Here is a 12,217-nt window from a genome sequence, read left to right on the forward strand (position 1 = left end):
GCTGCGCGACCCTTGACAGCGATGATCGAGAATTAAAAGCGGCCAGGACGAGGGGCAAGGGGGAAGTGCAGGGGCGAAGAGCCGTCCATCGAGGCTCGCTCGTCCCTGGGTTCAGGGATAAAGAGCGTCCCTTAAGGCTTGCTGGGCCAGGGTCAGGCGACTGTTCCACCTGCGGCGCGAGGAGCAAGCGGGTCCGGGGCCTGGGGGCCGACCGATTCGCGGGCCAAGTAGTTCTCGACGTCGAACAAATTGCCATTCGCGCGTCGGACCACGTTGAGCAGGGTGGACATGGACGAGACTTCTTCGACCTGTTCCTTCAAGAACCACTGCATGAACTGTTCGCCCTTGTAGTCGTCCTCGTCCCGGGCGACCTTTGCCAAGGCGATGACGTCATCAGTCACGCCGCGTTCCTGCTCCAAAGCGAGGGCGATCAGTTCGGCGGCTTCCTCGAACTCGTTGCGCACATCGTCGACGCCGGGGATGGTGATGGCGATGTCGTTGTCCAGCAGGTACTGGACGATCATCATCGCGTGGTTGCGCTCCTCAAGCGACTGGCGATAGAAGTGCTTCGCCAATTGCGGCAGGTCCTGGCTGTCGAACCACACCGCGAGGGCGACATACTGCTGGGACGCGGTGAACTCGTTGCGGATCTGTGCCTGCAGCAGCTTGTGGAACTGGGAAGTCATGGCAAGACGATACGCCCGGCCCACACCCACCGTGTTCACCGGATTCACCGAATCGTGGGAACCGTTCCGTCCGGCGCGGGCTCCCACTGAGTGCCACGATCGGCCGGACAACGGAGGTTTCCCATGGTGACGGACTGGCGCTCATGATGCGTACCGCACAGACCGGGGCGGTGCTGGCGCTGCTCGCGGTGTTCGGCGTGGTGACGTTCCTGGTGATTCGCGCACTGTTGGGTTGATCACCCCATAGCCGGCGCGCGCCACGACAACCCTCTTGAATTCAGACGGTCACCGTGGCGTCGCGCTGCGTTTCCGACTCTCTAGATCGCGTCGCGGGAGACCGGGCAGGACATGCAGCGGGGGCCGCCGCGGCCGGTGCCGAGTTCCGAGCCGCTGATTCGCAGGACCTCGATGCCCGCGTCCTCCAGTCGCGAGTTCGTCTCCACGTTGCGCTCGTAGGCGACGACCACGCCCGGCGCGACCGCCAGGGTGTTGTTGCCGTCGTCCCACTGTTCGCGTTCGGCGGTGACCGGGTCGAGGCCGGTGTCGATCACCCGGAGGCGCTCGATGCCCATGGCGGTGGCCGCCGCCTCCAGGAACGGGGTGGGGCCTTCGACGTGGACGCCGCCTGCCTCGTCGGGGCGCATGGAGTAGGCGACCAGGGTGTCGCGGACGGCGGGATACATGACCACCGCGTCGCGGTCGACCATGGTGCAGACGGTGTCCAGGTGCATCGTGGCCCGGTCCTGCGCAATCGGCACCGCCAGCACCGTGTGCGCCAAACCGTCGTGGAACACCGAGCGGGCAAGGGATTCCGCGCCCGCGGGCGTGGTGCGCTCGCCCACGCCGATGGCAAGGACGCCGGGAGCCAGCAGCAGCACGTCGCCGCCCTCGACCGGGGCCGAGTGGGCGCCGTACGCGCGGCCGGCCGCCCGGAAACGTGGGTGGTAGGCGTAAATGAGGTCCAGCAGCGCCGTCTCCCGCATCCGCGCGGGCATCGACAGCGACGCGATGGCCACCCGGTTGCCGATCCACACCGACGAGTCGCGGGTGAACAGCAGGTTGGGCAGCGGGTCGACGACGAAGTCGTGCGGGTGGTGCATCTTGCGCACCAGGGACGCGCCCTCGGCGGCGGGGAGTTCCTCGAAGGTCATGCCCGCGGTGAGGACGTCGGCGAGACCCTTGGCGTCCACTGTGGACAGATAACCCGCGAGTGACTCGGCGAGCTCGTTGCCCAGCCTGCGGCGGTCGACGGCGGTGGCAGCGGCGGCGGCGTGCGCCCGCTCGTCGGTGAGCGCCTCGACCAGGGTGTCGGACAGCCGTAGCACCTCGACCCCGCGTCCGCCCAGGATGTCGGCGAACGCGTCGTGCTCGTCCTGGGCGCGGTCGACCCACGGGATGCTGTCGAACAGCAGCTGGTCGTTGTTGCGCGGGGTGAGCCGCTTGAGCTCGTTGCCCGGCCGGTGCAACAGCACGGCCCGCAGCGGGCCGACTTCGCTGTCCACGCGGGGCGCGGGGGCCACCTGCTCGGCGTCGGGGACGTCCGGAATCTGACCTGTCACAAGTCGCAGCGTAACCACTCGGTAAGGAAAATGCGGCCCGCCAACCGGCAGAATGGAGAAGAAAGCCAGGCATCGTGGTTTGAGTATTCGAAACGTTAAGCGAAAGGTCGGTTTGATGCGCGACTTGTTGCGTCGAAGGGCGACCAAGGTGGTGCTCGTCGCCGCGCTGGTGCTGTTGGCCGGTGGATTGTGGGCGTTCCAGCCTTGGAAGATCTTCACCCGAAGCACCGTCGACGAAGCGCTCCCGGCAGGTTTCGCGGCGACAACCTCCCAGCAGGCCCCCGCGACCACCGAGCCGATGGCGCCTGCGAGCACCGAGCCGATGGCGCCCACGTCCATGGCGCCTCCCGCGGGCCCGAAGGTGCTGGCCGAGGGCGCGTTCCGCAGCCACGAGCACCCGACGGCGGGCACCGCGCGGGTCCTCGAACAGAACGGCACCCGCCTGCTCCGCCTCGAAGGCTTCTCCACCTCCGACGGCCCGGACGTGCACGTCTGGCTCAGCGACGCCAAGGCGGGCGCTCCCGAGGGCGCCTTCGACGACGGCCGCTACGTCAAGCTCGGCAAGCTCAAGGCCACCGACGGCAACCAGAACTACGAGATCCCGGCAGGCACCGACCTGGCTGGCCTGTCCAGCGTCGTCATCTGGTGCGACCGCTTCAACGTCGCCTTCGGCGCCGCCCCCCTGCCCCTCTAACCCGCAGGCTGTCGCGAGTTCAACGTTCAGGACAACGAGTTCAACATTCAGAACATCACGCTCTGGTTCGCGATCTCGCGAACGTTGGTCTCGATGTTCTGAATGTTGAACTCGTTGTCCTGAACGTTGAACTCGCGACGCGCGGTTAGGGGAGTTTGGGGCCCTTGGTCAGGAGGGGTTTGAAGAGGTCGCCGTGGTCGTCGACGCGGTCCAGGACTTCGTCGGCGGTGAACGACAGGTCCGCGGGCTTTCGGCACGCGGCGACTTCGTCCCAGGTCACCGGGGTCGACACGGTGGGTGTGGGGCGGGCGCGCAGCGAGTAGGGCGCCACGGTGGTCTTCTTCGGGTTGTTCTGGCTCCAGTCGATGAACACCTTGCGCCGCCGCAGGTCCTTCGCCATCCGGGACACCACCAGCTTCGGCAGCTCCTCCTCGAGCCGCTCGGCGAGCCCCTTGGCGTAGTCGGACGTGCGCTCCGCCGAGGACGTGGTGACCGAGGCGTAGAGCTGCATCCCCTTGGACCCGCTGGTCTTCGCGACCACCTCCAGCCCGTCCGCCACCAGCAGTTCCCGCAACCGCAGCGCCACCTCGGCGCACTCCACGATCGTCGCGGGGGCGCCAGGGTCGAGGTCGAACACCAGTCGGTCCGGCCGCCGGGCCGCGCCCCGCGGCCCGACTGTCCACTGTGGAACATGCAGTTCCAGCCCGGCGAGGTTCGCCGCCCACACCAGCGAGGCGAGATCCCCGAGGACCGCGAAGTCGAGGCTCTCGGCGCCGGTGCTGCTGCCCGGTGTGTCGATGGTGACCGTGCGGACCCACTCCGGCGCGTGCCGGGAGGCGTTCTTCTCGAAGAACCCCGCTTTGCCCACCCCGTCCGGAAAACGGCGGAAGGTGACCGGTCGCTCGGCCAGGTGCGGCAGCATGACCGGTGCGATCCGGCTGTAGTAGTCGATCACCTCGCCTTTGGTGAACCCGTCCTCCGGGTAGAGCACCTTGTCCAGATTGGACAGTCGCAGCCGCTGCCCCTCGACCTGGACCAGCACGTCACCGGCCATCCGGATCCCGCCCTTCGACGTCCTCTGGCCGCTTGTCCGGCCGCAGCCCGCGCCAGGCGGGCGCCCGGAGTCTGCCGTCGTTGGTCCAGTCGCGGAACACGACTTCACCGACCAGCTCCGGTTTCACCCAGTGCGCGCCTTTAGCCCGATCGCGCGGCACTTCCCCGTGGTACGGCGACTTCTTGCGTTCCAGCTTGTGCAGCTTCGCGGTCAGCGAGCGCAGCATCTCCTCAGTGAACCCGGTGCCGACCTGGCCGATGTACTGCAGCCCCTCAGGTGTCGGCAGCCCGAGCATCAGTGAGCCGAACACGTCGCTGCGCCGCCCCTCACCGGGCCGCCAGCCGCAGATGATCACTTCGAGCGGCCGCACCTCGGCGATCTTGACCCACTCCGCGGAGCGCCTGCCGGGGAAGTACCGCGAGCTCATCCGCTTGGCGACGATCCCTTCGAGGGACTGCTCGCGCGCGGTCTCCAACACGGCCGCGCCCTGCCCGGGGAAACTCGGTGAGATGTTCCAGTGCGGGCCGCGCAGCTCCAGCCGCTCCACCAGCTCCCGGCGCTTCTCGTAGGGCAGGTCGACGCACGAGTGGCCGTCGAGGTGCAGCACGTCGAACACGATGTAAGTGACCGGGACATCGGCCATCAGCCTGCGGGCGAGCCGCTCGTCGGAGACGTGCATCCGCTTCTGCAGCGCCGAGAACGACGGCTTCCCGTCGACGAACGCGACGATCTCACCGTCGAGCCACACCCGCGTGCTGCCCAGTTCCTCACCCAGCGCGCGCAGCTCGGGGTAGCTGTTGGTGACGTCGTTGCCCACCCGGGACAGCAGCCGGATCCGCCCACCCTCGACCCGCGCCACCGCGCGCACGCCGTCCCACTTGAACTCGTACGCCCACAGCTCGTCGTCGTCGGTCGGCGGCAGCGACCCCGCCGTCGCGAGCATCGGCAGCAGCGTGGCGGGCAGCGGCTCCCCGTCGGCGCGTCGCGCGGGCTCGGAGCGGCGGACCATCCAGTCCTTGGCCGACTTGCCGCCGTGGAAGAACGTGTAGCGGCCCTCGGCCCGCTCGCCGTGGAAGATGACCGCCACCTCGCGGTCGCTCCACTTCAGGGTCTCGTAGCGGCCCCGGTCCCAGATGACCATCCGCCCGCCGCCGTACTCGCCCTTCGGGATCTCGCCCTCGAAGGTCGCGTACTCCATCGGATGGTCCTCGGTGTGCACCGCGAGCCGGATGTCGCCCTGCTCGGTCGGCAGCCCCTTGGGCACCGCCCACGACACGAGCACGCCGTCGCGTTCGAGCCGGACGTCCCAGTGCAGGCTGCTGGCGTGGTGCTCCTGGATGACGAAGGTGTCGTTGTTCCCAGTCGGCAGGGCGTCGTCGGTCGGGATCGGCTCGGGCGTGCGCCCGGCGTCCCGCTTCCGGCGGTATTCGCCGAGTCCTGCCATGCCGTCATTGGTACCTGGGCGTCAGACCTACGGCAACCAGGACACCTTGCCGCGCAGCAATGAGTAACCGACGAAGGCGACGAAGTCGAGCAGGGTGTGCGCGATGACCAGCGGCCACAGCCGGTTGGTGCGCTGCCAGATCCGGCCGAAGACCAGGCCCATGATCACGTTGCCGATGAACCCGCCGAATCCCTGATACAGGTGGTACGACCCGCGCACGATCGCGGCCGTCACCAGCGACGTGTTCTCGCGGAAGCCGAGGTGGCGCAGCCTGCTGATCAGATAGCCGACGACCAGCATCTCCTCGGCCCACGCGTTGCCCGCAGCGAGGATGGTCAGGATGATCGGCCGCCACCATGTGTCGTCCAAAGTGGACGGGGCGACGGCCAGGTTCAGCCCCAGCGCGTGGGCGAGCAGGTAGAGACCCAGGCCCGGCACGCCGATCAGCGCGGCCAGACCGACCCCGGCGGCCGCGTCGGCGCCCAGCCGGGTGCGGTCGAGGCCGACCGCCGCCAGCCGCATGCCGGAGCGGTAGAGCAGGTACGCGCCCAACCCGCCCCACGCGACCAGGCGGACCGCGCCGAGCAGCTGCTTGAGCAGGTCGATCACGCTGACATCGGCCTGCGGGACGTTGATCGCCACCGTCTGGTCGCTCAGCGCCACCGGCTGCAAGAGCGCGTCGACCAGGGACAGCAGGCTGCTCAGGCCCGAGAGGCCGAGGGTCACCGCGAGGACGATGACCAGCTCGATCCACACCATGCGCCGCTCGCGCTGGTCGGTGATCAGGTCGTCGCCGGGTCGCTCCGGGGCCAGCCAGGCACGCAGGTTCGCCACGGACGGCAAGTTACCCGCGCGCCGCCAGGAAGGGGCAGCCGACCAGCCTGCGCAGCTCGTCACTGAGCTCGTCGGGGGTGCTCACCGGGCGGGAGAAGGCCAGCCGGACGTCGTGGTCGGCGTCGATCGCCTCGACCCGCAGCCGCAGGCCGAACCGGTCGAGCCCGAGCGGGCGCAGGTGTCCGCCGCGCAACTCCTTGGGCAGGTGCCGGGCCAGGGCGCCGACGACGTCGGTGTGCGAGATCTCCAGGTGCCGCAGCCAGCCCGCCTCGAACGTGACGAACGGGTCGGGTGCGGCCTCGATGAAGGTGTCGAGCTGCACGGAGTGGGTGCTCTCGGCGTCGGCCAGGACCATCGTGGCCGGGTCGAGCCGCAGCATCGTGGAGCCATGGCCGAGGTCGAGCAGCCGCGGGTCGGGCCGGTCCTCGGCGACCAGCACCGCCAGCGCCCGTGCCTCGTAGGCGGACAGCGCGCGCAGCCAGCCGGTGATCCACAGCAGGCCGCGTACCGGTTCGCGCAGCGGGACCGGCGCCTGGTCGGCGATCTCGACCATCGTCGGCAGCTCCCCGCGCGGGGCCTGCCAGGCGGCGCCGACGAGCGGGTGGTCGTCGGTCATCAGCACGCTGACCGAGCCGTCGCCGTGGACGTGGTGCAGTAACGGGGTGATGCGGTCGGCGCCGCAGGCGGGGAGCAGGGTGGCGCGCCCGCCCAGGGCGGCGATCGTGCGGGCGCGCTCGGCTGGATGTGGTGCCGGGGGACGCTGACTGCTCACGCTCGACCTCCTGAGTTAGGTAACCCTAACTTCTCGGACGGCTGGGTGGGAAGTCCTGCACCGGATATCCCACGAACTGGTTACGCTGCCGCCTCGGTAGTACCGGATCGGAGGACGCATGGGCAAGGCACAGCGGCGCGAGGCTCCAGCGGTGGAGCCGCCGACGGACATCCCCGCCATGACCGACCCGCACACCGCCCGCGCCTACCGTGACCTGCGCGTCCCGCTGCTCGGCCTGCCCGTCGGCGCCGTCGTCTTCGGTGTCCCCGCGATCTTCCTTCGCGTGGGTTGGGTGGCGACAGCGGTCCTCGGCGTCATCGCGCTGGCGTTCCTCATCGCCACGGTGGTCAGCTTCAGCCTGGTCGGCACCTGGCTGCGGCCCGCCGAGAAGCTGCTCAAGGAACAGCCGTGGCGCGAGGCCACGGTGAAGGTCTACCGGTCCGGCCGCGGCCTGCCCCGGACGAAGATGCGGGTCGACGACGGCAAGACCAAGTTGAGCCTGCGCGCCAACGCCCTCCCGTGGGCCGCCCAGCAGGTCCTCGCCCGCACCGGCCGCATCTGGATCGTCGGCCCGAGCGCCGACGGCTGGGTCGCGATCCGCTCGGCAGGCCTCGCGCTCCCACTGGGCCCGGCCCAGGTCGTCAAGGAGGACGTCTCCAACGGCTACGAGATCGCCGTCGAGCAGGAAGCCCCGCTCAGGGTCCCGCTCGCCGCCGCGGACGCCGTCCTCGCCAAGTCCATCGCCACCCCGCGCCGGCAGGCCAAGACCGACCTCATCGGACCCGCGATCCTGCTGCTCATCGCGGTGGTTCTGGTCGTCGACCTGATTCAGCGCGGGGCCTATGGCGCCCATCTCGGCGCGTCCATCGGCCTGGGGATCGGCACCCTCGCGTTCGCCGCGCTGCTGGTGTGGCGGATCCGCAAGCTGCGCTACTGGATCACCCTGGACCGCCTGCTCGGCAGCGGACCGTGGCGCTCAGTCCCGGTCACCGCCGACGGCCACGGTTTCGTGGCGACCCTGGACGACGGGAAGACCGCCAGGGTCAAGCTCGGTCACCGCGCCAGGCAACTGCGCGCCAACGTGACGGCGACCGGGCTGCTGTGGATAGCCGGACCGACCGACGGCAAGGCCGCCGCCGGGCTGCCCGGCTACCCGTTCCTCACGATCGCGGTGTTTCAGGACCAGTCAGGTCCGCGCTTGGCCCAGGACCAGGCGTAGCGCGGGTCTTCGCTCTCGGTTCCGGCCTCGCCGAGTTCCAGCGGGCGGAAGGTGTCGATCATGACCGCGGTCTCGTCGAAGAAGTCCGCGCCGATCGATGCCTCCGCCGCGCCCGGCTGCGGCCCGTGGGTGAACCCGCCGGGGTGCAGCGACAGCGACCCGATCTCGATGCCCGAGCCCTTGCGCGCCTCGTAGTTGCCGCGCACGTAGAACATCAGCTCGTCGGAGTCCACGTTCGCGTGGTTGTAGGGCACCGGGATCGAGTCCGGGTGGTAGTCGACCTTGCGCGGGACGAACGAGCAGACCACGAAGTTCGGGCCCTCGAACGTCTGGTGCACCGGCGGCGGCTGGTGCACGCGGCCGGTGATCGGCTCGAAGTCGCGGATGTTGAACACCCACGGGTAGAGGCAGCCGTCCCAGCCGACCACGTCGAACGGGTGGTTCGCGTAGGTGAACTTCGTGAGCCCCGCGCGGTGCCGGACAAGAACCTCGACATCCTCGCCGTCGACGAGCAGCGGCTCGGTCGGGCCGCGCTGGTCGCGCTCGCAGTACGGCGCGTGCTCCAGGAACTGGCCCTTGGTCGAGAGGTAGCGCCGGGGCGGGCCGACGTGGCCGCTGGCCTCGATGGTCATCAGCCGCAGCTCGTCGTCGGGCACCACGCGGTAGGTGGTCGACGTCGGCAGGACGACGTAGTCGCCGTCCTCGACGCGCAGCGCGCCGTAGATCGTCTCGATGGTGCCGGTGCCGCCCTGGCAGTAGAGCAGCTCGTCGCCGACCGCGTTGCGGTAGAGCGGGCTGGGCTCGGTGGCCACGACGAACCCGATGACGACATCGGAGTTGCCGAGCAGTGTCCGCCTGCCGGTCACCGCGTTCGCGCCGGACCACTTGAGGTCCTGCGAGCGGAACGCGCGCGGCTTGAGCGGGTGGTTGGGCACGAGCGGCCCGCGGAAGTCCTCCGCGACCTCGGCGTTCACGATCGCCGTGGGCAGGTGGCGGTGGTAGAGCAGAGCGGAGTCGGAGGAGAAGCCCTCTACGCCCATGAGCTCTTCGGCGTAGAGCTTGCCCTCCGGTGAGCGGAACTGGGTGTGCCTTTTCGGGGGAATTTCCCCGACTCGGCGGTAGTACGGCATTGCTCCTCCGGGCGTTCGTTCTCCGAACATTTTTGTTCAGTTGCCGATACACTACTAGCGTGTCAGCCGTGTCAAGCGCCGTTCCACTCCCAGCGCCCGGTCCCCGTGGCATCCCGCCCCTGTTCGCGCGGCTTGTCGACGACGCCGCCCTGTTCCCACCGGGCAACGCCGCCATGCCCGACGCGGTGCGTCTGCACCTCGCCGGACGTGACGGCGAACGCTCCGGGGTGATGGGCGTCTTCCTCTGCCAGGCCTCGCGGTTGCCAGAGCTGATCACCGAGCTCATCAAGGCCAAGCCTGGCAAACCCGTCGCACTCTCGCTCGTCATCGACACCGGCCTGGGCGGCGTGCCCAAGGCGCTGTCGATCGTCGAGTCCCGTGCCGAGTTGCTCGCCCTGCGCATGGTCGAGATGCCCGCGCCCGCCGACGTCGACGACGTCTGGCTGGAGCGGGTCAACGAGTTCGTGCCCGAGGACGTCATCCGGGTCGTGGAGCCGCGCCGCGGCGGGCCCGAGTGGCTCGAAGGCATCCGCCGCGTCGTCGAGCACGGCAGCTGGCCCAAGATCCGCTGCGGCGGACTGAGCCACGAGCAGTTCCCCAGCGTCGACGAGATCGCCGACTTCCTGTCGGTCATCAGCGCGGGGGAGGCCTCGTTCAAGGCGACCGCCGGCCTGCACAACGCCGTGCGGCACGCCGACGACGCGACCGGGTTCGTCCACCACGGGTTCCTCAACCTGCTGGTCGCGACCTCCCGGCTGCTCTCCGGCGGCGACGTCCGCGAGGCGCTGTCGATCACCGACGGCAAGGCGCTGGCGGCCGAGGCGGCCGACCTGTCCGACCAGGCGGCGCACGCCGTCCGCGCGGTGTTCGGCTCCTACGGTTCCTGCTCGCTGACCGAGCCGGTCGAAGACCTCGAAGGATTGGGCCTGTTGTGAGTAGCTGGATCGAGGACCCCGCGTTCGCCGCGGACCGGCCCTTCGGCCCCCAGACGCTGCCCTACGGCGTCCTGGACGGTCTGGGCGTCGCGGTCCGCGTGGGCGACCACGCGCTGCCCCTGCGGCCCATGGCGGCCGCGTTCGGCGAGCTCTCCGGGCTCGTCGCGGCCGACACCCTCGACCCGCTGCTCGCCGCGGGCCGCCCCACGTGGTCGGCGCTGCGCGCGCGGCTGCGCGAACTCGTGACGGCGACGGCCGCGCCCGAGGGAGCGGTGCTCGTCCCGCTGACGGACGTGCGCCCGGTCCTGCCGTTCACCGTCGGCGACTACGTCGACTTCTACTCCTCGCGCGACCACGCCGAGAACGTCGGCAAGATGTTCCGCCCCGACGGCGACCCGCTGCTGCCGAACTGGACGCACCTGCCGGTCGGCTACCACGGCCGCGCGGGCACCGTCGTCGTCTCGGGCACCGACATCGTGCGCCCGCACGGGCAGCGCAAGGGCCCGAACGACCCGGCGCCGGTGTTCGGCCCGAGCACCCGCCTCGACATCGAGGCCGAACTCGGCTTCGTCTGCGGCGGCCCGGTCGCGGGCCGGGTCTCCACCTCGGCGGCGGCGGAGCACATCTTCGGCGTCACCACGGTCAACGACTGGTCCGCGCGCGACATCCAGGCCTGGGAGTACGTGCCGCTCGGCCCGTTCCTCGGCAAGTCGTTCGCCACGTCCGTCGGCGCGTGGATCACCCCGCTGGAGGCGTTCACCGCCGCGCGGATCCCGGTGCCGGACCCGGGTCACCCCCGGCAGGAGTACCTCGTCGAAGACCGGCCGTGGGGCTTGGACGTGTCGCTGACCGTGGAGTGGAACGGCACCGTCGTCTCCCGCCCGGAGTTCGCGGGCATGGCGTTCTCCTGCGCGCAGCAGCTCGCCCACATGACCGTCAACGGCGCGACCGTGCGGCCGGGCGACCTGTTCGCCTCGGGCACCATCTCCGGCCCGGAGAAGCACCAGCGCGGCTCGTTCCTGGAGCTGTGTTGGGGCGGCAAGGAGCCGATCACCCTCGACGACGGCAGCGAGCGCACCTTCCTTCAGGACGGCGACACCGTGGTCATCACCGCGACCGCGCCCGGCCCGGAGGGTTCGGTGGTCGGCCTGTCCGAGGTCACCGGCACCGTGCAGGCGGCCAACTGATGCCCGGCATCCGGTCGACCGGTCCGATAGCCCGCCAGGCGAACCCGGCGGGCAAGGAGAGTTCGCTGACCCTCGACCGGGGCCTGGCGCTGCTGCAGGCGGTGGCCGACTCCGACACGGAGGCGCCGACGATCAGCGACCTGGCGACGGCCATCGGCGCCAGCCGGGCGGCCATCTACCGGCTGCTGGTGCCGCTGCAGGCGCGCGGGCTGGTCCGGCGGGAGGGGTCTCGGGTCCGGTTGGGCCTGGGACTGCTGCAGCTGGCGGCGAAGGTGGCTCCGCAGTTGCGGATCGCTGCTCTGCCCGCGTTGCGGGCGTTGGCTGAGCAGGTGGGGGCTACGGCTCACCTGACTGTGGCTGACGGGGATGAGGCTCAGGCGGTGGCCGTTGTCGAGCCTTCGTGGACTGCGTATCACGTGGCTTATCGCGTGGGGACCCGTCATGCGCTGCACAAGGGTGCTTCGGGGAAGGCGATCGGGCTTCGGTCGGATGAGCAGGGGTGGATTGGGACTACCGGGGAGTTGCAGCATGGGGCGCATGGGATTGCCGCGCCGGTGTTGGGGGTTCCTGGGTTGCGGGCGAGCGTTGGGGTTGTGACGTTTGAGCCGCTTGACGGCTCGACCGTCGGACCCAAAGTGATCGCCGCTGCCGCTGCTGTGGCGGAGGCGCTGAAGTAATCGCGTAGCCTCCGGGTTCATTCCTG

The 12,217-nt window shown here is 69.9% G+C and carries 12 protein-coding genes; 5 read left to right on the forward strand and 7 right to left on the reverse strand.

Translation table 11 applies throughout. The features are described from left to right. Positions 1-152: 152 nt before the first annotated feature. Positions 153-686, reverse strand: a complete 534-nt coding sequence (locus C8E96_RS08575; RefSeq protein ID WP_091384216.1) for a ferritin — start codon at positions 684-686, stop codon at positions 153-155. A 317-nt stretch (positions 687-1,003) separates the two neighbouring features. Beyond that, positions 1,004-2,188, reverse strand: a complete 1,185-nt coding sequence (locus tag C8E96_RS08580) for an arginine deiminase (RefSeq protein ID WP_166658229.1) — start codon at positions 2,186-2,188, stop codon at positions 1,004-1,006. A 172-nt stretch (positions 2,189-2,360) separates the two neighbouring features. On the opposite strand from C8E96_RS08580, the gene C8E96_RS08585 reads away from it, so the two are divergent. Beyond that, a complete protein-coding gene (locus C8E96_RS08585) occupies positions 2,361-2,939 on the forward strand; it encodes a DM13 domain-containing protein (RefSeq protein WP_091384219.1) in 579 nt (192 codons plus the stop codon). A gap of 145 nt (positions 2,940-3,084) precedes the next feature. Here C8E96_RS08585 and ligD (C8E96_RS08590) read toward each other — a convergent pair whose 3' ends face one another. From ligD (C8E96_RS08590) to C8E96_RS08605, 4 genes are read right to left on the reverse strand one after another with little or no spacing between them, the layout of a single operon-like run. Continuing rightward, positions 3,085-3,993, reverse strand: coding sequence for a non-homologous end-joining DNA ligase (ligD, locus tag C8E96_RS08590; protein ID WP_091384222.1), 909 nt, complete (start codon positions 3,991-3,993; stop codon positions 3,085-3,087). Then, entirely contained in the window at positions 3,983-5,437 is a 1,455-nt protein-coding gene (gene ligD, locus C8E96_RS08595; RefSeq protein WP_091384226.1) for a non-homologous end-joining DNA ligase, read from the reverse strand. Before ligD (C8E96_RS08595) ends, ligD (C8E96_RS08590) begins: the two co-directional genes overlap by 11 nt. 27 nt (positions 5,438-5,464) lie before the next feature. Beyond that, complete coding sequence (locus C8E96_RS08600) at positions 5,465-6,271, reverse strand: CPBP family intramembrane glutamic endopeptidase (protein WP_228770372.1); 807 nt, start codon at positions 6,269-6,271, stop codon at positions 5,465-5,467. 10 nt (positions 6,272-6,281) lie between these two features. Continuing rightward, positions 6,282-7,043, reverse strand: a complete 762-nt coding sequence (locus tag C8E96_RS08605) for a DUF2470 domain-containing protein (protein WP_091384229.1) — start codon at positions 7,041-7,043, stop codon at positions 6,282-6,284. A 118-nt stretch (positions 7,044-7,161) separates the two neighbouring features. Here C8E96_RS08605 and C8E96_RS08610 point away from each other — a divergent pair, with 118 nt between their 5' ends. Further along, a complete protein-coding gene (locus C8E96_RS08610; RefSeq protein ID WP_091384231.1) occupies positions 7,162-8,262 on the forward strand; it encodes a hypothetical protein in 1,101 nt (366 codons plus the stop codon). On the opposite strand, the gene C8E96_RS08615 is transcribed toward C8E96_RS08610, so the two are convergent. Further along, the gene (locus tag C8E96_RS08615; protein WP_091384233.1) at positions 8,220-9,392 is read right to left on the reverse strand and encodes a homogentisate 1,2-dioxygenase; all 1,173 of its coding nucleotides are present in this window, start codon (positions 9,390-9,392) and stop codon (positions 8,220-8,222) included. The genes C8E96_RS08610 and C8E96_RS08615 overlap by 43 nt on opposite strands. 68 nt (positions 9,393-9,460) lie before the next feature. On the opposite strand from C8E96_RS08615, the gene C8E96_RS08620 reads away from it, so the two are divergent. Genes C8E96_RS08620 through C8E96_RS08630 form a run of 3 tightly spaced genes read left to right on the forward strand, consistent with a single transcriptional unit; the run spans position 9,461 to position 12,191 of the window. Continuing rightward, complete coding sequence (locus C8E96_RS08620) at positions 9,461-10,327, forward strand: hypothetical protein (protein ID WP_267463850.1); 867 nt, start codon at positions 9,461-9,463, stop codon at positions 10,325-10,327. Next, positions 10,324-11,514 carry a fumarylacetoacetase gene (fahA, locus tag C8E96_RS08625; RefSeq protein WP_091384239.1) on the forward strand — a complete coding sequence of 397 codons (1,191 nt, stop codon included), beginning with the start codon at positions 10,324-10,326 and terminating at the stop codon, positions 11,512-11,514. Before C8E96_RS08620 ends, fahA begins: the two co-directional genes overlap by 4 nt. Next, positions 11,514-12,191: a helix-turn-helix domain-containing protein gene (locus tag C8E96_RS08630; protein ID WP_091384242.1), complete on the forward strand. Its 678-nt coding sequence runs from the start codon at positions 11,514-11,516 to the stop codon at positions 12,189-12,191. The genes fahA and C8E96_RS08630 overlap by 1 nt, the downstream gene beginning before the upstream one ends. Positions 12,192-12,217: the final 26 nt, after the last annotated feature.

This window comes from Actinokineospora alba, assembly GCF_004362515.1.
Lineage (GTDB): Bacteria > Actinomycetota > Actinomycetes > Mycobacteriales > Pseudonocardiaceae > Actinokineospora > Actinokineospora alba.